The following is a 22596-nucleotide window of genomic DNA, read 5'->3' on the forward strand; positions in this document are numbered from 1 at the left end:
CTACTTCTTCTCGTCTTCGTCAACGATCTCGGCGTCGACGATGTCCTCATCGGTGCCGGCTGCCGGCTCACCGGCCGGTGCACCCTGGGCGCCGGTGGCGCCGTCCGGGGAACCTGCCTGGGCGTAGATGGCCTCGCCGAGCTTGCCCTGGGAAGCCTGGAGCTTCTCGAACGCGGTCTTCACGGCGGCGTCATCAGTGCCTTCGAGGGCTGCCTTGAGGGCGTCGACGTCGGCCTGGACCTCGGTCTTGACCTCTTCCGGCAGCTTGTCGGCGTTGTCGGCGATCAGCTTGTCCACGGAGTAGGCGAGCTGCTCGGCAGTGTTGCGGGTGTCGGCTGCCTCGCGGCGGGCCTTGTCCTCTGCTGCGTGCTCCTCGGCGTCCTTGACCATGCGGTCAATGTCTTCCTTGGAGAGGCTGGAACCGCCCGTGATGGTCATGGACTGTTCCTTGCCGGTGCCCTTGTCCTTCGCGGACACGTGGACAATGCCGTTGGCGTCGATGTCGAAGGTGACCTCGACCTGGGGGACGCCGCGCGGGGCCGGAGCGATACCGGTCAGTTCGAACGTGCCCAGCGGCTTGTTGTCGCGGGTGAACTCACGCTCGCCTTGGAAGACCTGGATGGCCACGGACGGCTGGTTGTCATCCGCCGTCGTGAAGGTCTCGGAGCGCTTGGTCGGGATGGCCGTGTTGCGCTCGATCAGGTGCGTCATGATGCCGCCCTTGGTTTCGATGCCGAGGGAGAGCGGGGTGACGTCGATCAGGAGGACGTCCTTGCGCTCACCCTTCAGGACACCGGCCTGCAGGGCAGCGCCGACGGCGACGACCTCATCCGGGTTCACGCCCTTGTTCGGTTCCTTGCCGCCGGCGAGTTCCTTGACCAGGTCGTAGACGGCCGGCATACGGGTGGACCCGCCGACGAGCACGATGTGGTCGATCTGGGACAGCTGGATGCCGGCTTCCTTGATGACGTCGTGGAACGGCTTCTTGGTGCGCTCGAGCAGGTCCTTGGTGAGGTCCTGGAACTTGGCGCGGGTCAGCTGCTCGTCCAGGTGCACCGGGCCGTCGGGGGTGACGGAGAGGTACTGGAGCGAGACGTTGGTGCTGGTGGAGGAGGAGAGTTCCTTCTTGGCCTGCTCTGCCGCCTCACGCAGGCGCTGCAGGGCGATCTTGTCCTTGGACAGGTCGATGCCCTTGACCTTGAGCTGGTTCAGCAGGTAGTCGACGACGCGCTGGTCCCAGTCGTCGCCGCCGAGGCGGTTGTCGCCGGCGGTGGAGCGGACCTGGATGGTGGAGAAGTTGTCTTCGTCCTTGCCCACTTCGAGGAGGGAGACGTCGAAGGTTCCGCCGCCGAGGTCGAAGACGAGGATGAGTTCATCTTCCTTGCCCTTGTCCAGGCCGTAGGCCAGTGCAGCCGCGGTGGGCTCGTTGACGATGCGCAGGACCTTGAGGCCCGCAATTTCGCCGGCCTCCTTGGTGGCCTGGCGCTCGGCGTCGTTGAAGTACGCGGGAACGGTGATCACGGCGTCCGTGACCTTTTCACCGAGGTAGGACTCGGCGTCGTTCTTGAGCTTCATGAGGATACGGGCGGAGATCTCCTGCGCCGTGTACTTCTTGTCGTCAATGGCGACGGACCAGTCGGTGCCCATGTGGCGCTTGACGGAAGCAATGGTGCGGTCAATGTTGTTGACGGCCTGGCGCTTGGCGATCTCGCCGACCAGCACTTCGCCGGACTTGGAGAACGCAACAACCGACGGCGTGGTGCGGCCACCCTCGGCGTTGGCAATGACGGTGGGCTCGCCACCTTCGAGAACGGAGACGACGGAGTTGGTTGTTCCGAGGTCAATACCTACTGCACGTGACATGTGTTGCTTCCTTCTTTCCTTGGAAACTTGCTGAGATGGCTGCGGACCGCAGCGGTTATAGCTCGCCGGATCCGACCGTTATTGAGCGATCTGCACTCAACTTTACTCAGGGGCGTTTCAAAGTCAATTCAAAGTTGAGTGACCTACGCTCAACTTCACTTTTTTGGCGCTGCGGAGCGTTTCTTCAGCGGCTGGGAATTCCCGGAATTCCGGGCATGGTTGTGCAGCCGCGGCGCTGACGCCCCGCTGTTCGCTGTGCGCGAAGTCCGCCGCCTGGATGTCCTCCTAGCGTTCGCCGCGGCCCTCTTCGCCGGCAGATTCGTCCCTCGCGGGCGCCTCGTCGGCGGCGCGGCGGGCCGGCCGGCCACTGGCGGCGCCGGCTGCTCCATAATCACCTTCGGGATACTCCCCCTCTTCGACGGCGGCCGATGCTGCGCCGGTGCCACCCGCCGTCCCGTAGTCACCCTCGGGGTAGTCGCCCTCTTCGGTGCCGACGGCGGTGGCGCCGGCGACGCCCGCCGAGCCGTAGTCGCCGGTGGGGTATTCGCCCTCGGCGGCCTCGGGCGGATTCTCCCCGGCAGTGCCCGCGGTGCCATAGTCTCCCTCGACGTACTGGCCCTCGGCGGCCTCTGCTTCGGGCTCTGCTGCCTTGCGGTCAAACTCACTGTTTTCGGACATGGTTGGATCCCTCCTGGAAGCTTCAGCGCGCCCAGGCAGGCGCAGGGGCAGTCTATCGAGCGCCGCCGGGAGACAACAGGGGGATCAGGGAAACGGAGAGACCCCGCCCCGGCGGCGGCCCGGCCGTGGGTCGACTTAACAGTTATTCCGGCTGAGCGGCCCGCCCGCCGGACTGGCCCGCCGAGGGCCCAAGTCCCGCGAGATCCGCCAGCACGGCCAGATGGTGGGCGAAGAGCTCATCCGGGGCGGCAAACGTATCCGCGCCGTACTGGCCGAAGACCTCGAAGCTGATGGCGCCGAAGAGTGAGGTCCAGACGAGCGCACCCCGCGCCATCAGGCTGTCCGGCACGGCGAGTCCCATCCCGGCCCGGATGCTCTCCAAGTCGGCCGCCAGCGGCGCGGTGACGGCAGCCGGACCGCCAGGCATCGTCAGCCGTCCGGCGCGGTAAGCGCCGTCGAGGAGTGCCATCAGCGCATATATGACCCGCGTACCCGGGCCGGTGGTCCGCTCGGCCGGCGCTCGATAGCCGGGCACGGGACTGCCGAAGAGGAGCCCGTAGCGGGCCGGTTCGCGCAGGGCCCAGCGCCGCACCGCGGAGCCCAGCGCACTGAACCGTCCGGCGAAATCGCCCACCGGAAGGACGGCCACGGCGGCTTCCACTTCGTCCCCGAGCTCGTTGTACGCATCGACCAGCAGCAGGGTCAGCAGCTCTTCGCGATTCTCCACATAGCGGTAGACCGCCGAGGAGACGACGCCGAGATCCCTCGCCACGGCGCGCAGCGACAGAGCGGCAGCCCCGTGCAGCGCCAAATGTTCCCGGCCGAGGCGGACAATGTCCTCAATGGTCCGGACCCGGGCCCGCTCGCGGGGCGTGAGTGGCTTCTGGGGCGGGGAGCTGGCGGTCTGTGGCACGGCTCCAGCATTTCACAAATCAGAGCAGTGTCAACAAATGTGAGCACCGCTCTTGACATCCCGGAAGGATGGACGCATTCTGTATCCAGAGAGCACTGCTCTCAAAATCGGTGAGGCCAGGCTGCAGGGCAACCCCGCCCGGACGGCAACAACCGAACCCAACCCAGCGAAAGGAAACCAACGTGTCCCAGCCCAAATCCCCGGAGTCCCCGGCCCGGGCATTCTTTGTAGTTACCGGAGCCGGGCCCGTCGGCTGGACAGTTGCCGAGCAGCTTGCTGCCGCAGGCCACCGGGTCCGCGTGCTCACCCGTTCCGGCAACGGCCCGGACCACCTGCTCATCGAGAAGAAGGCAGCGGACGTGTCCGACGCGGCGCAGCTTGGCGGGTTGTTCAGCGGCGCCACAGCCGTGTTCCACTGCATCCACGGCTCCAAGTACGACGCGAAGGTCTGGGCGGCGGAACTTCCGGGCGCCGAGCAGGCCGTGCTGGCCGCGGCAGGCGAGGCGGGCGCCGTCGTCGTCTTCCCGGAGAGCCTGTACTCCTACAGCGAACCTGACCGGCCGATGACCGAGGAGGGGCCGCGCGAGGCGCAGGGCGGCAAGCGGGGCGTCCGCACCGCGCTGCTGAAGGCCCGGGCTGCCTCCGCGACCGACACCGTGAGCGTCGTGGCGGGTGATTTCTTCGGCCCCAGGGTCCGCATGTCGCACGCCGGCGAGCGTATGGTCCGTCCCGTCGCGGCCGGCAAGCCAATGCAGGTGGTCGGCCGGGCGGACCAGCCGCATTCGTTCACGTACGTCCCCGACCTCGCTGCCGCCATGATCGCCGCGGCGGACAAGCCGAACACATGGAACCGGGTGTGGCATGCGCCCACCGGACCTGCGCTGACCCAGCGCGAGCTTGCGGGGGCCTTCGCCAGCGCAGCCGGCGCCCGCGCCCCGCGCGTCACGGCGATCCCCGGATGGGCGCTGAAGGCGATGACGGTGTTCTCCCCTGACATGCGGGAAATCGCCGAGACGCTGTACCAGTTCGAGCGCCCGTTCGTGATGGATTCGACTGCGAGCCAGGCCGCCCTCGGCGTGGCGCCCACCCCGCTGACGGAAGCAGCCGCCGCCACGGTCGCCTGGTGGGGGGACCAGGAACGGTGACGACGGCTGCGGTCTAAGTCCCGACGAGCGGGGTTTTGGCCATCGGGGTTCCGCTTAGCGGCTTCCCGCCTCCGCGGGCGCGGGCTCCGGGACGGCGGGCAGGGCGCTTGCGGCGGCATCCGCCTCGGGGCGTCCCATCCTGCTGGGCCACCAGATCCGCGGGCCGATGTCGTAGGCCAGGGCCGGCACCAGCAAGGAGCGGACCAGCACGGTGTCCAGCAGCACCCCGAAGGCCACGATGAAGGCCAGCTGCACCAGGAACATGATGGGGATGACGCCCAGGGCCGCGAAGGTGGCCGCGAGCACCACGCCGGCGGAGGTGATCACACCGCCCGTGACGCCGAGGCCGCGCAGGATCCCGGCCCGGGTGCCGTGCTTAAGAGATTCCTCCCGGACCCGGCTCATCAGGAAGATGTTGTAGTCCACGCCGAGTGCGACGAGGAACACGAACCCGAACAGCGGAACCGTGGCGTCGGCACCCGGGAATCCGAAGACGTTGTTGAACACGAAGGCGGAGACACCCATTGCGGCGCCGTAGGACAGGACCACCGAGGCGACCAGCAGGACCGGCGCCAGCACCGAGCGCAGCAGCAGCATCAGGATCACGAGGATGACGGAGAGGACCACCGGGATGATGGTGACAAGGTCCCGCTGGGCGGTGGTGTTTGTGTCCAGGGCCGTCGCGGTCACTCCGCCGACCAGCGCGCCGGCGTCGATCTCCTTGAGTTCCCGGCGGAGGTCCACGACGACGTTTTCGGCCTCGGTGGAGTCCGCGGCGAAGTTCAGCGTCGCGTTGATCAGGACCTTCCCGTCCCGCACTGCGGGAGCCGCGGGGGCGGGAGCGCCTGGAGCAGCCGGCGCGCCCGCGATGACGGGCGCGCCGCCGTCGGCCAGCAGGTAGGCGTCCCCGACGCCGCCAGTCGCCCTGGTCTTCGCCAGGACTTCCTGGGCCCTGGTCTCGTCCGCGACGATCACGGCGGGGCTGCCGGAGCCGGCGTCGAAGTGCCGCGCCAGCGCATCCTGGCCGTCGACGGCGTTGGAAGCGGTGAGGATGACGTCGGTCTGCGGAACACCGTTGGCCTTGAGCTGCAGGACGCCGGCGGAAGCCACCAGGAGCAGCAGCACGGAGGCGATCCAGACGGTCCGGGGCCGGCGGGAAACGAGGGAACCGGTGGCCCGCCACACGCCCTTCTGCCCCTCTAGGCCGGTGACGAGTTCAGGCTCGCGCTCGGTCTCCGGGAGCAGCTTGGGGCGGAAGGGCCAGAACGCGGCGCGGCCCAGCAGCGCCATCAGCGCCGGCAGCAAGGTCAGGGCGGCGAAGAGCGAGCAGAGGATGCCCGCGGCCGCCACGGGGCCGAGGGCCTTGTTGGAGTTGAGGTCGGAGAACAGCAGGCACAGCAGGGCGATGATGACGGTGGCACCGGAGGCGGTAATGGGCTCCCACGAGTTTTTCCACGCGGTGAGCGCGGCGGCCGTGCGGTTGGTGGTGTGCGTCAATGCCTCACGGAAGCGCGCCACGTAGAGCAGCGCGTAGTCCGTGGCGGCGCCGATCACCAGGATGGACAGGATGCCCTGGCTCTGGCCGTTGAGCTGGATCCAGCCCAGTTTCGCCATGCCAAAGACCAGCAGGATGGCGGCACAGAGGGCGAAGACCGAGGTGAACAAGACGGCGATCGGCAGCAGCAGCGAGCGGTAGACGATCAGCAGGATCAGGAACACCGCGCCGAGGGCCACCAGCAGGAGGATGCCGTCGATGCCGGCAAAGGCGCTGACGAGGTCCGCGGTGAGCCCGGCCGGGCCGGTCACAAAGGTCTGCATTCCTTCCGGAGCAGATTCCTGCACTACCGCGCGGAGTTCCTTGACCACTTCCTTGACTTCACCGGCCGCATCGATCGGGACCACAAACTGCACGGCCTTGGCATCCTCTGACGGGATGGGACCGACGACGGTACTACCGGCACCGACGGCCTCCAGCTTGCCCTTAAGTGCTGCCGCCTCGCCGAGCTGCGCCGGCGTGAAGGCGGAGCCGCTTTCGATGACAATGACGGCGGGAATCTCGTTGGAGTCCCGGAACTTGGCCTGCCAGTCCTGGGCCGCGGTTGCCTCGGCCCCCGCGGGCAGGAAGGAAGCCTGGTCGTTCGAGGAGACCTCGTCCAGCCGGCCGAAGGTGGGCCCGCCGATCCCGGCGATGGCCAGCCAGGTGAAGACGAGCAGGACCGGAACCAGCCAGCGCAGCCAGAAGGGGACACGGGCACTGTGCAGTGGGGTCTTTTTCATGGGTCCTTCAGGTGCATTCCTAGGAGGAGTAGAATTGACTCAATCATAGACTATCTCCACGATAGAGATAAATGGGCTAACCAAGAATCCGGGAATCATCTCGGGACCGGCGCGGGTCCGATGCGTCGGCCTGCTGAAGTAAACTCCGGAGGGCGCCACCAACTGCGGAACAGGCGTCACCGGCGACAGGAAGAGGGAGGTGCACCGTGACAGTTGATTCCTCGGGGGGCCCCGAATCCGCCGGTCCGCCGCCGCTGGTCAGGCTGCTTCAGGAGTTCAGCCTCGAGGCCAACCGCTACGTGGATTCCGCCGGCGGCCGCAATGACATGCACCGGACCGACCTCAACGCCCTGGCTGTGATCATGCAGCACACCGCGAGGAACCAGATCGTCACTCCGGGAGTGCTCCGCAAGGAACTCCGCCTCAGCTCACCCGCCACGACCGCGCTGGTGGACCGGCTCTACAACTCCGGCCACGTGGTCCGCGAACGGCAGGGCACGGACCGCCGCCAGGTCCAACTCCGGATGACCCCCAAGGCCTACCGCGACGGAAGCGCCATGTTCATGCCGCTGGCCCGCCAGATGGACGCGGCGATGGCCCAGTTCACCGCCGAGGAGCTGGAAATCGCCACCCGGTTCATGACTTCGATGATTGACGCGACGGTCAGGGCCGGGCAGGAGGCGGCGCAGCGGACGGCACCGGCTCCAGCCGACCCGCACTAGTTGCCGCTTCCGCGCGTCCCGTCGGCAGCGTTCGCAAGCCGGGCAGCCGCCGGCGCGGCGCCCCCGCCACACCCGCCCGGCGGGCAGGCCGTGCCGCCCACAACGCCCCCGCCGCCAGTCCCACGGGGACCAGGAGCGCCCAGCCGCTGAACAGCAGCACGGCCAGCATGACAACAGCGGCCACAATGACGCCGTACCAGGCAGGCGTCCGGGCGGGCAGCAACCGGATCCCGGCAATCAGGCCGAACGCCGTCACTGCGGTGAAGCACGCCGACGCCGCCCCGATCTGGAACTGCGTGTTGCTCAGCCCGCCCGCGGCCGCACCGAAGGACAGGAGCGTCATCACGGCGAGCAGTCCCAGGCTGGCCGTGGGAACCTGGCCCGGACCGGCGCCCCGCACGAGGGTCCGCGGCAGCACGCCGTCGGACGCCAGGCTCGCACCCAGCCGGCTGGCACCGGCAACGAAGGTGTTGATGGGGCCGAAGGTCAGCACCGCGGCGGCGACGGCGGTCAGCGGGGCGGCGAGTCCGCCCAGCCCCTTTTCAAGCAGCTGCGCGATCGGCACGTCGCTGCCGGGGAGGGCCGGGCCCAGCACGGCGACCGAGGCGGCAACGACGCCGATGTACACCACGCCGACCACCACCAGGGTGAGCCATGTGGCCCGCTTGAGGTCCCGTTCCGGGTTGCGGAATTCACCGGCGAGATGCGTAACGGCGTCCCAGCCGGCGAAGCAGAAGAAGAGCAGGCTGGCCACCCCGCCCACAGCCCAGTAGCCGTGCGGCGCGAACGGCTCGAAGTTCCCGGCCCGGGCGAACGGGGCGGCAAGGGCGACCGCCAGCGCCAGCAGGCCGACCAGGAGCACCATCAGCACCAGCTGGATGCCGCTGGACATCCGGATCCCGACGGCGTTGCTCGCGAACGCCGCGGCCAGCAGCAGCGCCGCCGCCACCAGCGCCGTCCCGCGGCCGCCGCCCAGGGCGTGGGCGATGTAGTTGCCGCCGATGACGGCCGTCGCGGGAGCGCCGAACGGGATGGCGAAGTAGAAGAGGTAGCCGGCCACAGCTGAGGCCCGGCGCCCGTAGGCGCGCGTTACAAAGTGGGCGATTCCGCCGGCGTCGGGCTGCTGCCGGCTCATCTCCGCAAAACTGAAGGCCACGGGCGTGCAGAACACGAGCAGCAGGGTCCAGGCCAGGAGCGACGCCGGCCCGGCTTCCTTGGCGGCGATCGCCGGGAGGACCAGGATGCCCGAGCCCAGGATCGCCCCGACATAGATCCCGGTGGCCCGGAACAGGCCGAGCCCTGCCTGCCTGCTGCTGTTGATGTTCACTCCTCTAATCATCCGCGGAACGGCGCCGGGCAGAAGCGGCAAAACGGACGGGCACGCGCGAAATCCTGCMGTCTTCCCGGCCGCTTCCCCCGGCTTTCACGGATTTGTCGGCGCGGGGCGGTAGCGTTTCATTATGAGTGCGCAGCAGCCTGAAGATGTGTACAGCCACGGCCACCACGAGTCGGTGGTCCGAGCCCACGCCTCACGGACGGCGGAGAACTCCGCGGCGTTTGTGATCCCGTACCTGGCTCCGGGGGTGTCGGTGCTCGACGTCGGCTGCGGGCCCGGCAGCATCACCTGCGATTTCGCCGGGCTCGTCTCCCCCGGGAAAGTCACCGGGCTGGACCGCTCGCCGGAGGTGATCAGCCAGGCTGCTGCCCTAGCGGCCGGGCGCGGCGTGCAGAACGTCGAGTTCGTCGCCGGCAATATCTACGACCTCGACTTCGAGGATGAAACGTTCGACGTCGTGCATGCGCACCAGGTGCTGCAGCACCTCACGGACCCGGTCGCTGCCATGCGCGAAATGCGCCGCGTCGCCAAACCCGGCGGGATCGTGGCGGTGCGCGACGCCGATTTCCACGGCATGAGCTGGTTCCCGGCCGTCCCCGAGCTGGATGAGTGGATGGAGCTGTACCAGCGGATCGCCCGCCGCAACGGCGCCGAGCCCGACGCCGGCCGCCGCCTGGTGTCCTGGGCGCAGTCCGCCGGGTTCACCGACGTCGCGCCGTCCAGCAGCAACTGGCTCTACGCCACCGGCCAGCAGCGCCGCTGGCAGGCACGGGTGTGGGGCGAGCGGGTGCTGCATTCGGCCTTCGCGGACCAGGCGCTCGAGTACGGCTTCGCCAACGCCGCCGACCTGGCAAGGATTTCGGCCGGCTGGCACCGCTGGGGTTCCACGGACGACGGCTGGTTCCTGATCCCCAACGGCGAGGTGATCGCCCGGGCGTGAGTTGCGGCCGTCCACGCCAGCCATTCCCCGCCGGCGGATCTGCCGCTAGGGTGCACTCAGACACCCTGTGACAAGGAGGAAGCATGCGCAACGTGACGGCCGGGCTGTTCAGTTCCGTGGACGGCGTGGTGGAAGACCCGTTCCTTTGGCAATTCGACAGCTTCGATGAGGAACTGGGCGCGGGGATGAACGAGATGATGGGCCGGATCGATACCGGGCTCCTGGGCCGCGTCGGGTACCAGCAATGGGCGGAGTACTGGCCGAACGCAGATGCCGACGCCGACTTCGGCGGGTTCATCAACCCGCTGCCGAAGTATGTAGCGTCCCGTACGCTGGCCGGCGATCTGGCGTGGCAGAACTCGCAACTGATCGCGGGGCCGCTGGAGGATTTCGTCGCGGGGCTGAAGGACGGCGACGGCGGCGACATCGGCGTGTTCAGCAGCATCTCGCTGGTCCGCCAGCTGTTCTTCGCCGGGCTCTTGGACAGCCTGATGCTGATCGTCCATCCTGTGGTGGCCGGCAGTGGCCGGCGGCTCTTCAACGACGGCGATCCCCTGACCCGGCTTGAGCTGCAGTCATCCCAGCAGACCAGCAAGGGCAACATGATTCTGAGCTACGGCCTGCGCGGCAGCTGAGGGATAGCCAGGCTTCCGGCGACCTCCCGGCGGCCGGCAGCACACGGCGTGTGACGGCGTTGTGAAGCTGCGACCGGGCGGGTCCGTCCGCGGCCGTAAACTGGCTCCGTGCAACCCTCCCTTTGGCTGGCCCTGGCGGGCGCCGGCGTCCTGATCAGCTTCACGCCCGGCGCGGGCGCCATCAACACCATGAGCAACTCGCTGAACTCCGGCTTCCGGCGTTCCATCTGGGGTATCCTCGGGCAGCAGGCCGCACTGATCGTGCACGTCGTGATCGTGGCCCTGGGCGTCGGAGTCCTGGTGGCCAGCTCACCGGTCGCGTTCAACGTGATCCGCTACGCCGGCGCCGCCTACCTGGTGTATCTGGGCATCCAGCAGTTCCGGCATAAGCCCGATCTGGACCAGGAGAAGGCCGCAGCACTGCGCAATGAGCCGGCCGCCTCCATGTTCCGCCGCGGCCTTTGGGTCAACCTGCTGAACCCCAAGGCGATCGTGTTCTTCCTGGCCTTCATGCCACAGTTCATCCGCCCCGGCGATCCGCTGCTGCCGCAGTACCTGATCCTGGCCGCCACCGTGATCGTGATCGACATCCTCGTCATGTGGTTCTTCTTCGCCGCCGCGGCCAAGACCTTCCAGCGCTTCACTCACGATGCCCGCGGCCAGCGGATCCTCAACCGGACGTTCGGTGTCCTGTTCATGGCGGTAGGCGTCATGCTGGCCCTGATCCACTGACGGACCCGCCGCACCAACGGCATACGGCAGGCAGGGGCCACGGCCCAGGCAGGGTCCCGGCGGGCCCCCGACGGCACATGACAGCCCGGAATACAAGTGTGACAAACTTTGTAATACGCGCGGCCCGGAAACTAGCCAAGCGGACCCGCATGACTCATGCTTGCTCTATGACCTCAATGTCGAGCCAGTACCGGATCATCGCGGTCTGCACCGGAAACATCTGCCGGTCCCCGATGGCCGAACTGATGCTCGCGGAGGCCCTCGCCGCCGAGGGACTGGCCGGCGCCGTCGTGGATTCGGCAGGAATCACGGCGTATGAGGTGGGCCGGCCGATCGACCCCCGCGCCGCCCGCAAGCTCACCGCCCACAGCATCCCCTCGGACCGTCATGTAGCGCGTGAATGGCAGGCGGAATGGTTCCGGAGCCGCGATCTCATCCTGGCCCTGGACGTGGACCACTTCGGCTGGCTGCAGCAGGCGGCGCCGGACCGCGAGTCTCTGGCAAAAGTCAGGATGCTGCGCAGCTTCGATCCGGCCGTCGCGGGCAAGGACCCCCTCGACCAGGGCATCGAAGACCCCTGGTACGGCGGCCACGCGGACTTCGACCTCACCTGGAACCTGATCCACGCCGCGCTCCCCGGGATCGTGGCGCACGTCCGGACAGAGCTCGCACTGCGGCACCACCCGCACCAGCAGGGTACCGGCAGTGATCAACCCAATGCACAGCAGCCGGTACGCTCTATTTCATGAGTCCCGCACCCGTCATTATCGCCATCGACGGACGCTCCGGCGCAGGCAAGACCACCCTGGCGATCGAACTGGCGGCCCGGCTCCGCGAGCACCACAAGGTGTCCCTCTTCCACCTCGAGGACATCTACCCCGGCTGGAACGGGCTCGCGGCCGGCATTGAGCGCTACGCTTCGACCGTCCTGGCCCCGCTGCACCGCGGCGAGCCGGCCGAGTGGGTCAGCTGGGACTGGACCGCGCACTACGACGGCGCCACCCGCACCACACTGCCCGCCGAGATCGTCCTGGTGGAGGGCGTGGGGGCCGCCGCGGAGGCAGCCCGCCCCTACCTGGCCGCGGTGATCTGGGCCGATTCACCCGAACAGGACCGGCGCAGCAGGGCCCTCGCCCGGGACGGCGAAAGCTACGAACCTTTCTGGGACGAGTGGGCCGCGCAGGAAGAGGAGTGGCTGGCCCGGGACGACGTTCCCGCCCATGCCGACGTCCTGGTGCACAATCTTGCCGACGGCGAAGCCCCGGCGGAAGTGCTGCAGGCGCTCCAGTACCTGCCGGCGCTTTCCCCGGCGCTGGTCCCTGAGCTTGCCGCCCGCCGGGGCCTCGAGCTCCGCGCCGAACGGATCGACGCCGCCCCGGACCCCTCCCGGCTGTTCGAGTCCCTCTTCGGCCACTCGGCCAACGCCGTCTGGCTCGATTCCTCCCTGGCACCGGAGGCCAACGCCGCGGCGGAACGGTGCCGCTTCAGCATCCTCGCGGACGACGGCGGCCCCTTCGGCCAGTCGGTCCGGCACAGTTCGGGCAGCACCCAGGTGAGCATCGGCAACGCCAGCGTCCGGACCGAGGGCCCCTTCTTCCGCTGGCTCGACGGCGTCTGGGGCCGCCGCGCCCTCCGCGGCCCGGAGGGCTACCCCTGCGAGTTCACCCTGGGCTGGCTCGGCTACCTCGGCTACGAACTCAAACGTGAGACCGGCGGCAGTGACGTGACGGCCGAATCCCCCGACGCCTGCCTGCTGTTCGCCGGCCGCGCCGTGGTGCTGGACCATGTGGAGCGCACCGTCTGGCTGCTGACCCTGGACACTGCGGACGCCGGGGACTGGCTCGAAACGGCACGCTCCGCCACCGCGGCGGCCCGCGGGTACGCGGCAGCATCCGGCGACGGCGCCAGCGGCGTCGGCGTCGGCGTCGGCGTCGGCGCTGCTGTCCCCGGCCACGCCCCGCTGGACTTCACGGCACGGGACTCGGAGGTGGCCTACAAGTCGAAAATCACCGAGGCCCAGTACGAGATCGCCGAGGGCAACACGTACGAGGTCTGCCTGACCACCGCGCTGACGGCAAGACTTCCCGGCGAAGCGCTGGACCCGTGGCAGGCCTATCTGGCGTTGCGCCGCCGGAACCCGGCCCCGTTCGCCAGTTTCCTGCGCTTCGGGGACCTCACCGTGGCGAGCACCTCGCCCGAGCGTTTCCTGCGGATCGCGGCCGACGGCGGGATGCGCGCCGAGCCGATCAAGGGCACCCGGCACCGGGACGCCGACCCCGCGCGGGACGCACTGCTGCGGCAGGAGCTCGAGTCCTCCCCCAAGGACCGTGCCGAGAACATCATGATCGTGGACCTCCTGCGCAACGATCTCAGCCATTTCGCCGTGCCCGGCTCGGTGTCCGTCAGCCGGCTCTGCGCGATCGAAAGCTACGCCACGGTCCACCAGATGGTGAGCACCATCGACGCCCGGCTCAGGCCGGGGATGCCCCGGGCCGAGGCCGTCGCGGCGTGCTTCCCCGCAGGGTCCATGACCGGCGCCCCGAAGGTCAGCACCATGGCCATTCTCGACCGGCTCGAGGGCGCTCCCCGGGGCGTGTACTCCGGTGCGATCGGCTACTTTTCACTGAACGGCGCCACCGACCTGGCCGTCGCGATCCGGACCCTTGTGCTCAGCGAACAGGTCGGAGGCGGCACCGGGCTCAGCCTCGGCGTCGGCGGTGCGATTACGGCGGATTCCTCGCCCCAGGAGGAGTACGAGGAGATCCGGACCAAGGCCTTCGGCGTCCTCTCGGCGCTCGGCGCGGAGTTCCCGCCGGGCTGACGACGGCGCCGCAGCACGGCTGACGCCTACTGCAGGGTGGCTGTCAGCCGGGCCACGTTGTCCACGTATTTGACCCGCATCGGCCGCTTCATCCAGTCATCAAGGGTGAGTTCGCGCGAAATGCCCCGGTAGGTGTCCTCCACGGCGCTGATCCGCCGCACGATGTCCTCGCCCAGGAGCATCACCGAGACCTCGAGGTTCAGCGAGAAGGAGCGCATGTCCATGTTGCTCGAGCCCAGCACGGCCACCTCGTTGTCGATGGTGAAGTGTTTGGCGTGCAGCACAAACGGTGCTTTGTACAGGTAGATCCGCACCCCGGCTTCCAGGAGCGCCTCGTAGTAGGACTGCTGGGCGTGGTGGACCAGGAACTGGTCGCCTTTTTCCGAAACGAAGAGTTCGACGTCGACGCCGCGCTGCGCCGCCGTCGTCACCGCGTACAGCAGCGAGTCGTCGGGGACGAAGTAGGGGCTGCAGATCGAGATCTTGTGCTGCGCCGAATAGATGAGCGTGTTGAAGAGCCGCAGGTTGTTTTCCGTGATGAAGCCGGGGCCGCTGGGCACCACCTGGGCCGTGATGTCGCCGGCGTGCAGTTCGGGCCGGTGCGCGAGCTGGTCCTCGAGCGACTCGTCGGTCTCGCTGAGCCAGTCGGTGGCGAAGACGACGTTGAGGGTGGTGACGATCGGCCCGCGCAGGCAGGCCATCAGCTCGACCCATTCGCGGCCGACCTTGCGGTGCCGCGGGTTGTTGTAGGAGGGCTCGATCAGGTTCTGTGAACCGGTGAAGGCCACCTCGCCGTCGATCACCATGATCTTGCGGTGGTTGCGCAGGTCCGGGCGGCGCCACTGCCCGTGCACGGGGCGCAGCGGCAGCATGGGCCGCCAGCGGATCTTGCTGGCCTTGAGCCGGGCGATCAGCTTGCTGTAGCCCTTGATGCGCAGGGTTCCCAGGTGGTCGAACAGGAGGCGGACCTCGACGCCGCGTTCGGCTGCCTCTTCCATCGCGGTCAACAGATCGTCAGTGACGTGGTCCGAGCTCAGAATGTAGAACTCGGCGTTGACGAAGGACTCCGCCTTCCGCACGGCGGCCGCCATCGTCTTGATCGAGTCCGGGTAGCCGGGCAGGAGCTCCACGTGGTTGCCGTCCACCATCGGCAGCGAGCCCAGGGTCTTGTTCAGCTCCGCCGCGGAGGACACCCATTCCGGGCCCTCGTAGCGGCTTTCCAGCATCGCCAGCTCGGACGTGCCGGCGCGGACCCGGGTGTTCACGGCGTCCTGCTGCGCCCGGCGTTTGCGGGAGAGCCGGAAGTTGCCGAAGAGCAGGAACAGGACCAGGCCGACGGCCGGGACGAAGAAGATGATCAGCAGCCAGGCCATGGCAGTGGTCGGACGGCGGTTTCCCGGGATGATGCCGAGGGCCAGGACCCGGATGGCGAGGTCCACCACGGTCAGGATCAGGATCACCCAGGACGGGAGTGAACCCGCCAGCGAAAACGGCCACAGCACAGGCGTACCCCTCAGGTTCCAGACCCGCGGAACAGTTCCGGAACGGGCAACGGTCAAATCCTATCCCGTTGCCCGCCGCACTAAGCTGAAGCCATGAGTTCTCCTGCCGCCGCCCCCTCCCACGCCACGGTGCTGGTCTTCCTCGACCCAGCCTTCGAAGAGGGCCGGCTGGCCGATGCGTCCAAGCCGCAGCTGATGGCGACGGACCAGGGCGCCACCCGCGGCGACGGGGTTTTCGAGTCGCTGCTGGCCGTCGGCGGGCGGCCCCGCAAGCTCCAGGCGCATCTGGACCGGCTGGCCGGATCCGCGCGGCTGCTGGACCTGGACATCCCCGCGGAGGAAGCCTGGCGCCGCGCCATCGCGACGGCGATCAGCGAATACCGCAGCCAGCACCTGCCGGGGGCCGAGGCCGGCACCGACGACGAACTCGTGGTCAAGCTGCTCGTCACCCGCGGGGTCGAAGCCGCGGCCGCATCCACCTGCTGGGTCCAGGCGTCCGCCCCCGGCCCCGCCGGGCGGCGGCAGCGCGAGACCGGGGTCGATGTGATCCTCCTGGACCGCGGCTACGACAGCGAAGTCGGGGAACGTGCGCCGTGGCTGCTTATGGGCGCGAAGACGCTCTCCTATGCCGTCAACATGGCCGCGCTCCGCTACGCCCACGCCCAGGGCGCGGACGACGTCATCTTCACCTCCTCGGACGGCCGGGTCCTGGAGGGCCCGACGTCGACCGTGCTGCTCGCGCACCTGGAGACCTCCGACGACGGCGCCGGCGGCGTCCGCACCGTCCGGCGCCTCATCACCCCCCAGCTCGACAGCGGAATCCTGCCCGGCACCTCGCAGGGCGCCTTGTTCACCGCGGCCAAGGCCGCCGGCTGGGAGCTGGGCTACGGCCCGCTGGAGCCCCACGACCTGTACGACGCCGACGCCGTCTGGCTGATCTCGAGCATCCGGCTGCTGGCGCCCGTCAACCACATCGACGGCAAGGAAATCGGCACCCCGGAGCTGCGCCGGCAGCTCACGGCAGAGCTCAACGCCCTCTACTCCACGATCGAGTAGACCCGTTGCCGGTCCAGGACCCGGCTAGGACCACGCCTGGGGAACGAACCCGACCCGGCGGCCGGCTTTGCGTACCCGCCAGGACAAGGCATTGACCTCGTTCCGGACGCCCTCCGGGAACGGGCCCACGACGTCGAGGATCCGTCGGGGCATGGCCACGATTCGGCTGGCGGGGGCCAGCCCGGCCGCGCTAAGGGCCTGCCGGACCAGGCTGCGGACCGTATGGCTCGTCCCGGGCAGCAGCCTCCCCGGCCACGGCGCGCCGTCCGCCGGCCGGTTATCTCCGACGACGGCGCCTGTGCTTTCGTCCTGGAAGCCCTGTAGGAGCCGGTCCACGGTCCGCCGGGAAACACTCGCCTCCGGATCCACGAAAATGAGGACGTCTCCAGCGGAATGGTGGCTGCCGAGGTTCAGCGCCGCGGACCTACCCGACCGGGCCTGCCGTACGAGTTTGATCCGCGGGTCCGCGGCGGCCAGTGCCGCCATGAGTTCCGCTGTTGAGTCCGTGGAGCCGTCGTCGACGAGGACAAGTTCCCAGCGCTCGTAGCGGGTGAGCTGGATGGACCGGACGCACGCGGCGATGCTGGCCTCGGCGTTGCAGGCTGGGACAATGATGGACACGCTGGGCCATTGGTCCCACAGCGTGGCCCCCGCGCGGCGCGGATCAGACCAGGGCACTGACGCCCGCTCCGGCGGCTCCCGTAAAGGACGCCGGGTTGAAGGCCGGCAGCACGCAGCACGCCAGGACGGCGTCGAGCAGTTCCGGGGCACGCCAGCTGTTCGCGCCGAAACGGGCCTTCAGGTCAAGGACCACCGGGGTCCCGTCCGCGCGGCGGCGGACATCGACATCCGCGGGCCCTGTCAGTCCCAGCGAGCGCACTGCGGCCATGGCCACGTTGCCCACGTCCATGGCTTCGTCCGCGTCCACGCGCCGCATCGCGACCGCTTTGCCCACAGCGCCGCGGTCCAGTTCGGTCTTTTCCACGACGACGACGAACGGCTCGCATCCGTTGTGCGCCGGACTGCCGAAGACCATGGGTGCGTACCCCGCGCCGGGGATGAGCTCCTGGACAATCTGGCCCTCCGGCAGCCGGTGCCAGGGGAAGTCTGAGCTGCGGTCGATGACCAAGGCGGGGCGCTCCCCGCCGGACTGCCTGGGCCGGACGACGACGGGGCCGCCCAGCGCAGCCATCGCGGCGTCCGCATCGGCGAAGTCACTGGGGACGCCGAAGCGGGGAACGGGTATGCCCGCGGACTGCAGCTGCCAGGCGGTGAAGAGCCTGTCGTGGGCGACGGACACTGGCCCGGGTTCGCCGATGATGACGCGCACGCCGGTGCCGAAGGCGGCGCGGTACGCCGCGAGAAGGGGGAGTTCCGCGCTCACGGTCGGGATGACCAGGTTGATGCGCTCCCGGGTGACGAGGCGGCGGAGCGCCGAGACCATCTCCGGGTCGGTGGCCGCGGGCACCGGCACCACGGTGATGCCGGCACCGGTGGGAAGCTCGCGGATATCAGCGCCCAGGACGGGGATACCGCGGGATTTGAGTTGCCCGGCCAGGGCCCGGCCGGCCGAGCCGCCGGCACCGGTGAGCAGGACCCTGGGCTTCATGGCCGCCCCGTTCCCCGGTGCCGCCAGCCGGCCGGGCCGTATGCGGCGGCGTGGCTGCTTTCCTGCTGGCCACCACCAATGACGGTGGTGCGCGGAACGTGGATTGACATCATGTGAATGGCCCCCCGGCGAGTTTCGTGGCGCATGAGACTTTCTGGGCACTGTGGGACGTGCCCCTTCAGTAAAAGCGGGGGTCGCCTGGAATACCCGAGTAGCGGCTACTCGGAGTTGGCGGGGGGCGGGAGCTGTCGCCCGGGCGCCGGGTACTTAGGTCCGGCGGCCGGTACTCGGTTCCGCCAGCTCCTCCGCGACGTCTGGCGCCACCCGGATATGGTTTTCGGCCAGCCACACCGGGTTGAAGGCCTTGCTCAGGTAGTTGCTGCCGGCGTCGGGGGCGATGGCCACCACCACCGAGCCGTGCGGCGCGGCGAGCGCCACCCGAAGGGCGGCCGCCACGGCGAGTCCGGAGGACGGTCCCAGTGACAGGCCCTCATCGTTCAGCAGCCGGTGCGCCGTCGTGTAGACCTCGTCGTTCGGGATGCGCAGGAAGCGGTCCACCGTGGAACGGTTGAAGGCTTTCGGCCAGTCGGCCTCCGGCCAGGTGTTCCCCACCCCGTCCACCAGGATCTGCCCCGCATGGCCGCCGCTGTAGACCGAGCCGAACGGATCGGCGCCGATCACCTCGACATGGCCCGCCGATTTTTCCTTGAGGTAGCGGCCGGTGCCGCTGATGGTGCCGCCGGTGCCAACCCCGGCGACAAAATGCGTGACCGCGCCGCCCGTCTGCTCCCAGATCTCCGGCGCCGTGGTGTCGTAGTGCGCTTGCGGGTTGGCGGGGTTGTCGAACTGCAGCGGACGCCAGGCCCCCGGTGTCTCCGCCGTGATCCGTGCCGCCACCGCGCGCGCGTTCTCCGGCGATCCGGACGGCGCATCCCAGTCCGTAATCACCACCCGGGCACCGTAACGGTGCAGGGCGGCCAGCTTCTCGGCGGAAATCGAGTCACCCGTGACCACAACCACCGGATGGCCGGTCAGGGCCCCGATCAGGGCAAGCCCGATTCCGGTGTTCCCCGACGTGCTCTCCACGATCGTGGCGCCGGGCTGCAGCGCCCCGCTCCGCTCGGCTGCCCGGACCATACTCAGGGCCGTCCTGTCCTTGATCGATCCGCCCGGGTTTTCCGATTCGAGTTTGACGTAGACCGCGCTGGCCAGGCCCTTAGTGATCGTTCTCAGCCGCACCAGCGGGGTGCCGCCCACCTGGGCCAGGACGGCATCCGCGTCATTGGGCAGCTTCTCCGCGACCGTGTGCTTCCCCGTCATGGCTTTCCCCCTCCCCTGTGGCACGTTCCGCGAGCGCGGAGTGCAGATCATCGCGCGCCGCGTCCAGCAGCGCGGACGCCGTCAGCCCGCCGGAGGCGCCGTGGGCCAGCACCCGCTCAAGGCGTGCCTGGATGGCGCCCGTCCCCGCCCCGAGCGGCCGCTCTCCGGTCCCGGCCGCCCCGGGACCCCCACCGGCGCGGGCACCGGCACCGGTAGCGGTAGCGTCGCCGGCCCGGGACAGCAGGTAGGCCGCCGTCAGCGCCTCGATGGTGAAGAGCTTCTCGGCGGCCTCGGCGGAGCGTTCGAGCTGCTGCAGGGCCAGCGGCGCCAGCGTGGAGTGGTCCTCGACGTCGGCGGACAGGGTGGGCGCCCCGAGCGTGGCCGGCGCCGCCAGGGTCTTCAGCTCGGCCAGCAGCCCGGCCGCCGAGTACCAGAGCAGGCCCGGGAGCTCCTCCCGCGCCAGGGCGGCGCCGTCCCCGGCAGCGGCGAGGTGTTGCTGCCGGATCCGGCGCTGCGGCGGATAGAGCTTGGCGATCCGGCGTTCGCTGCTGATCCCCAGGTGCGCCAGGCCCAGCCGGAGGGCTTCGAAGGCCAGGGCCAGCTGCATAGGCTGGAAGTTCCCGCCGGACACCATCCGGCCCGAGGCCAGGTCGGTCAGCGGGTTGTCGCCCTGTCCGTTGAGCTCCACTTCGAGGGCTTCCTCGAGGGCGCCGAGCTGCCAGCGGAAGGCGCCGTGGGTCTGCGGTGCGGCCCGGAAGGACAGGGCATCCTGCACTGAGGCGTCCCGGCCGTCCTGCTCCAGCCAGCCGCCGCGGACCAGCCGGCGGACATTGCCGGCGGAGACAGCCTGGCCGTCGACGGCCTTGGCCGCCTGCACGGCCGCGGAGAAGGGGCTGAGGTTCCCGCCGCCGTCGTACCGTGCGGTCGCTTCCAGCGAGAGCGCCAGCGCGGTGTCGGCCAGGTCCGCCAGGCGCAGGAGCCGTCCCAGCAGGAGCGCGCCCACGCCGATCGAGTAGGAGTTGGCGCTGACCAGGGCCAGTGCTTCCCCCGGTGCCAGGGCCAGGGGCTCCAGCCCGGCGGCGGCGAGCGCCTCCCCGCCGGGGACGGGCGGCCCGTCCGGAGAGAGGACTTGTCCCTCCCCGATGGCGACGGCGGCGACGGCGGCGAGCTGGGTCAGGTCCGAGGATCCCACGGAGCCGTCGCGCGGGATCGCGGGAAGCACACCGCGGTTGAGCAGCCGGGCGTAGAAACGCGCCGTCTCCGGGCGCACCCCCGAGCCTCCGCGGCTGAAGCCGATCAGCCTGGCAAGGACCGTGGCGCGGGCTTCGGCGGCGTCCAGCAGCCCGCCGACGCCGCTGTCGTGGTAGCGGACCACCTGGATCTGGTAGGCGAGGATTGATTCCTCGGCCACTGCCGTGTCGCGGCCGGACCCCAGCAGCGTGTTGAGGCCGTAGACCTTGTGCCCGGACTCAATGGCCCGCTGGACCACTTCCCGGGAGCGGCCCAGCACTTCGAGGGCCTGTTCGCTCAGGACCACCCGCACGGAGGGGTCGGCGGCCGCCGCGGCGACCTCCCGGGCGTGCAGCCGGGCCGTGCCGATGAGGAAGGACGCTGCGGCGGCCGGCTGGTCGGTCATGGCGCTAGAAGTCCCGCAGGTTCCGGCGGAGGCCGCCGTCGCCGTAGCTGGTCCGTATCAGCCCCCGGCGGCGGAGCACGGGGGTCAGCCGGTCCAGGACGCCGTGGACCGTCGCGGGGTCCACGAACCCGGAGAAGAGGAACCCGTCGCCGCCCACCTGCGCCCCGGTCTCTTCGAGGTAGTCCGCGATCTCCTCGGCCGTGCCGATGATGCTGTCCCCCGCGCCGCCGCTGCGGGCCTGGAGGAGCTGGCGCAGCGTGGAACCCGGCGGCGCGGCCTTGGTGAAGTGGTCGAGGGTGCCCTGGTTGCTGTTGGTGTGCAGCTCCGGCAGCGGGGCGTCGAGGTCGAACTGCTTGAAGTCGATGACGGAGAGGTAGGAGATGGAGTTGAGCTGGCTGTCGATGTCCCGCTGCGTCAGGTCCCGGCGCCGGGCCCGCAGCTCCTCCGCCTCCGCCCGCGAGCCGACCACCGTGGGCTTGAGGACAAACAGCACCTTGACGTCATCCGGGTTCCGGCCGGCGGCGGCGGCCTCCGCCCGGATGGAGTCCCGGTAGGCCTTCATCCCGTCCGCTCCCCGGGCGAGCGCAATCGCGACGTCGGCGTTGCCCCCGGCGAAGGCCTTGCCCCGCGGGGAGGCCCCTGCCTGCACCAGCACGGGTTCCTCCGGCAATGGTGCCGTGTTCAGCGGCCCGCGGACCTTGAAGAACTCGCCGTCGTGGTGGATCGGGTGGACTTTGGTGTGGTCCGCAAAAATGCCCCCGCCTGCGTCCTCCCGGATCGCGTCCGGTTCCCAGCTGCGCCACAGCCGGCGGACCACATCCACGAATTCCTCGGCCTTCTCATAGCGCCGGTCGTGTTCGATCTGCTGGTCCAGGCCGTAGTTCTGGGCAGCGAGGTCGCTGCCGGAGGTCACCACGTTCCAGCCCAGCTGTTCGTGCGAGAAGTGCTGCAGGGTGGCCAGCAGCCTCGCCGCCGTGAACGGCGGGTAGAAGGAGGCGCTGATCGTGGGCACGATGCCCAGGTGCCTCGTGGCGGAGAACAGGTACGGCACGAGGGCCAGCGGATCGTGTTTCGGCGCGAAGGACGCCTGCGCCAGGGAAACTTCCGCGCTGCCGCTGTAGGTGTCCGGGACGGTGAGGGAATCCTCGATGATGAAAAGGTCCAGGCAGGAACGTTCAAAGGCCCGGACCGCGTCCTGGTACAGCGCCGGCTTCTTCCAGTCATAGCCGATCCCGTAGCCGGGGGTTCCCCAGCCCTGGACGCCGAAGCCGTGGCCCACAAACCACCCAAAATGCAGCATGGGACCGACTGTAGGGGCATCCGAGGCGTTCACGGCCACCTGATTTCATCCGGCGTAAAGGGACTTCACCTCCCGTCATTATCCCCCCGGAACCGCCGGATGGGTCCCCGC

At 69.3% G+C, this 22596-nt stretch carries 19 protein-coding genes; 8 read left to right on the forward strand and 11 right to left on the reverse strand.

Annotated features, from left to right (window positions below; genetic code table 11):
• The 3 genes from dnaK to AB4Y67_RS13000 form a co-directional block, all read right to left on the reverse strand.
• On the reverse strand, positions 1-1863 hold the full coding sequence (gene dnaK, locus AB4Y67_RS12990) for a molecular chaperone DnaK (RefSeq protein WP_441406192.1): 1863 nt from the start codon (positions 1861-1863) through the stop codon (positions 1-3).
• Positions 1864-2148: 285 nt separating this feature from the next.
• Positions 2149-2541 carry a hypothetical protein gene (locus AB4Y67_RS12995; RefSeq protein WP_441406193.1) on the reverse strand — a complete coding sequence of 131 codons (393 nt, stop codon included), beginning with the start codon at positions 2539-2541 and terminating at the stop codon, positions 2149-2151.
• A 142-nt stretch (positions 2542-2683) separates the two neighbouring features.
• Positions 2684-3454, reverse strand: a complete 771-nt coding sequence (locus tag AB4Y67_RS13000; protein WP_441406194.1) for a TetR/AcrR family transcriptional regulator — start codon at positions 3452-3454, stop codon at positions 2684-2686.
• A 182-nt stretch (positions 3455-3636) separates the two neighbouring features.
• Here AB4Y67_RS13000 and AB4Y67_RS13005 point away from each other — a divergent pair, with 182 nt between their 5' ends.
• Positions 3637-4599 (forward strand): NAD-dependent epimerase/dehydratase family protein, encoded by a 963-nt coding sequence (locus tag AB4Y67_RS13005; protein WP_441406195.1) that lies wholly within the window; start codon positions 3637-3639, stop codon positions 4597-4599.
• A gap of 54 nt (positions 4600-4653) precedes the next feature.
• Here the strand turns inward: AB4Y67_RS13005 and AB4Y67_RS13010 are convergent, their stop codons facing one another.
• Positions 4654-6876 (reverse strand): MMPL family transporter, encoded by a 2223-nt coding sequence (locus AB4Y67_RS13010; protein ID WP_441406196.1) that lies wholly within the window; start codon positions 6874-6876, stop codon positions 4654-4656.
• A gap of 206 nt (positions 6877-7082) precedes the next feature.
• Between AB4Y67_RS13010 and AB4Y67_RS13015 the strand changes: the two genes are divergently transcribed.
• Entirely contained in the window at positions 7083-7598 is a 516-nt protein-coding gene (locus tag AB4Y67_RS13015) for a MarR family winged helix-turn-helix transcriptional regulator (protein WP_441406197.1), read from the forward strand.
• On the opposite strand, the gene AB4Y67_RS13020 is transcribed toward AB4Y67_RS13015, so the two are convergent.
• Entirely contained in the window at positions 7540-8925 is a 1386-nt protein-coding gene (locus AB4Y67_RS13020; RefSeq protein ID WP_441406198.1) for an APC family permease, read from the reverse strand. The two genes, AB4Y67_RS13015 and AB4Y67_RS13020, sit on opposite strands and share 59 nt — an antisense overlap.
• 133 nt (positions 8926-9058) lie before the next feature.
• On the opposite strand from AB4Y67_RS13020, the gene AB4Y67_RS13025 reads away from it, so the two are divergent.
• The 5 genes from AB4Y67_RS13025 (at position 9059) to pabB (ending at position 14062) form a co-directional block, all read left to right on the forward strand.
• Complete coding sequence (locus tag AB4Y67_RS13025) at positions 9059-9874, forward strand: methyltransferase domain-containing protein (protein ID WP_441406199.1); 816 nt, start codon at positions 9059-9061, stop codon at positions 9872-9874.
• An 83-nt stretch (positions 9875-9957) separates the two neighbouring features.
• Entirely contained in the window at positions 9958-10509 is a 552-nt protein-coding gene (locus AB4Y67_RS13030; protein WP_441406200.1) for a dihydrofolate reductase family protein, read from the forward strand.
• A gap of 108 nt (positions 10510-10617) precedes the next feature.
• On the forward strand, positions 10618-11241 hold the full coding sequence (locus AB4Y67_RS13035; protein WP_441406201.1) for a LysE family transporter: 624 nt from the start codon (positions 10618-10620) through the stop codon (positions 11239-11241).
• 167 nt (positions 11242-11408) lie between these two features.
• A complete protein-coding gene (locus AB4Y67_RS13040) occupies positions 11409-11990 on the forward strand; it encodes a low molecular weight protein-tyrosine-phosphatase (protein ID WP_441406202.1) in 582 nt (193 codons plus the stop codon).
• A complete protein-coding gene (gene pabB, locus AB4Y67_RS13045) occupies positions 11987-14062 on the forward strand; it encodes an aminodeoxychorismate synthase component I (RefSeq protein ID WP_441406203.1) in 2076 nt (691 codons plus the stop codon). The genes AB4Y67_RS13040 and pabB overlap by 4 nt, the downstream gene beginning before the upstream one ends.
• A 26-nt stretch (positions 14063-14088) precedes the next feature.
• Here the strand turns inward: pabB and cls are convergent, their stop codons facing one another.
• The gene (gene cls / locus AB4Y67_RS13050; RefSeq protein WP_441406204.1) at positions 14089-15564 is read right to left on the reverse strand and encodes a cardiolipin synthase; all 1476 of its coding nucleotides are present in this window, start codon (positions 15562-15564) and stop codon (positions 14089-14091) included.
• Between the two features lie 93 nt (positions 15565-15657).
• Here cls and AB4Y67_RS13055 point away from each other — a divergent pair, with 93 nt between their 5' ends.
• Positions 15658-16620 (forward strand): aminodeoxychorismate lyase, encoded by a 963-nt coding sequence (locus tag AB4Y67_RS13055; RefSeq protein ID WP_441406205.1) that lies wholly within the window; start codon positions 15658-15660, stop codon positions 16618-16620.
• Between the two features lie 24 nt (positions 16621-16644).
• Here the strand turns inward: AB4Y67_RS13055 and AB4Y67_RS13060 are convergent, their stop codons facing one another.
• The 5 genes from AB4Y67_RS13060 to AB4Y67_RS13080 form a co-directional block, all read right to left on the reverse strand.
• Positions 16645-17241 carry a glycosyltransferase family 2 protein gene (locus tag AB4Y67_RS13060; protein ID WP_441406206.1) on the reverse strand — a complete coding sequence of 199 codons (597 nt, stop codon included), beginning with the start codon at positions 17239-17241 and terminating at the stop codon, positions 16645-16647.
• Between the two features lie 43 nt (positions 17242-17284).
• Positions 17285-18229 carry a hypothetical protein gene (locus AB4Y67_RS13065; RefSeq protein WP_441406207.1) on the reverse strand — a complete coding sequence of 315 codons (945 nt, stop codon included), beginning with the start codon at positions 18227-18229 and terminating at the stop codon, positions 17285-17287.
• A 267-nt stretch (positions 18230-18496) separates the two neighbouring features.
• On the reverse strand, positions 18497-19549 hold the full coding sequence (locus AB4Y67_RS13070; RefSeq protein WP_441406208.1) for a PLP-dependent cysteine synthase family protein: 1053 nt from the start codon (positions 19547-19549) through the stop codon (positions 18497-18499).
• Complete coding sequence (locus AB4Y67_RS13075) at positions 19509-21185, reverse strand: aromatic amino acid ammonia-lyase (RefSeq protein ID WP_441406209.1); 1677 nt, start codon at positions 21183-21185, stop codon at positions 19509-19511. Before AB4Y67_RS13075 ends, AB4Y67_RS13070 begins: the two co-directional genes overlap by 41 nt.
• A 4-nt stretch (positions 21186-21189) precedes the next feature.
• Positions 21190-22485 (reverse strand): NtaA/DmoA family FMN-dependent monooxygenase, encoded by a 1296-nt coding sequence (locus AB4Y67_RS13080; protein ID WP_441406210.1) that lies wholly within the window; start codon positions 22483-22485, stop codon positions 21190-21192.
• Positions 22486-22596: the final 111 nt, after the last annotated feature.

This window comes from Arthrobacter sp. YAF17, assembly GCF_052113365.1.
Lineage (GTDB): Bacteria > Actinomycetota > Actinomycetes > Actinomycetales > Micrococcaceae > Arthrobacter.

Coding starts and splice junctions, on each gene's coding strand:
- AB4Y67_RS13025 (WP_441406199.1), top strand. CDS start 9,059: ATGAGTGCGCAGCAGCCTGAAGATGTGTACAGCCACGGCCACCACGAG.
- AB4Y67_RS13055 (WP_441406205.1), top strand. CDS start 15,658: ATGAGTTCTCCTGCCGCCGCCCCCTCCCACGCCACGGTGCTGGTCTTC.
- AB4Y67_RS13080 (WP_441406210.1), bottom strand. CDS start 22,485: ATGCTGCATTTTGGGTGGTTTGTGGGCCACGGCTTCGGCGTCCAGGGC.
- AB4Y67_RS13065 (WP_441406207.1), bottom strand. CDS start 18,229: ATGAAGCCCAGGGTCCTGCTCACCGGTGCCGGCGGCTCGGCCGGCCGG.
- AB4Y67_RS13075 (WP_441406209.1), bottom strand. CDS start 21,185: ATGACCGACCAGCCGGCCGCCGCAGCGTCCTTCCTCATCGGCACGGCC.
- pabB (WP_441406203.1), top strand. CDS start 11,987: ATGAGTCCCGCACCCGTCATTATCGCCATCGACGGACGCTCCGGCGCA.
- dnaK (WP_441406192.1), bottom strand. CDS start 1,863: ATGTCACGTGCAGTAGGTATTGACCTCGGAACAACCAACTCCGTCGTC.
- AB4Y67_RS13010 (WP_441406196.1), bottom strand. CDS start 6,876: ATGAAAAAGACCCCACTGCACAGTGCCCGTGTCCCCTTCTGGCTGCGC.
- AB4Y67_RS13030 (WP_441406200.1), top strand. CDS start 9,958: ATGCGCAACGTGACGGCCGGGCTGTTCAGTTCCGTGGACGGCGTGGTG.
- AB4Y67_RS13070 (WP_441406208.1), bottom strand. CDS start 19,549: ATGACGGGGAAGCACACGGTCGCGGAGAAGCTGCCCAATGACGCGGAT.
- AB4Y67_RS12995 (WP_441406193.1), bottom strand. CDS start 2,541: ATGTCCGAAAACAGTGAGTTTGACCGCAAGGCAGCAGAGCCCGAAGCA.
- AB4Y67_RS13040 (WP_441406202.1), top strand. CDS start 11,409: ATGACCTCAATGTCGAGCCAGTACCGGATCATCGCGGTCTGCACCGGA.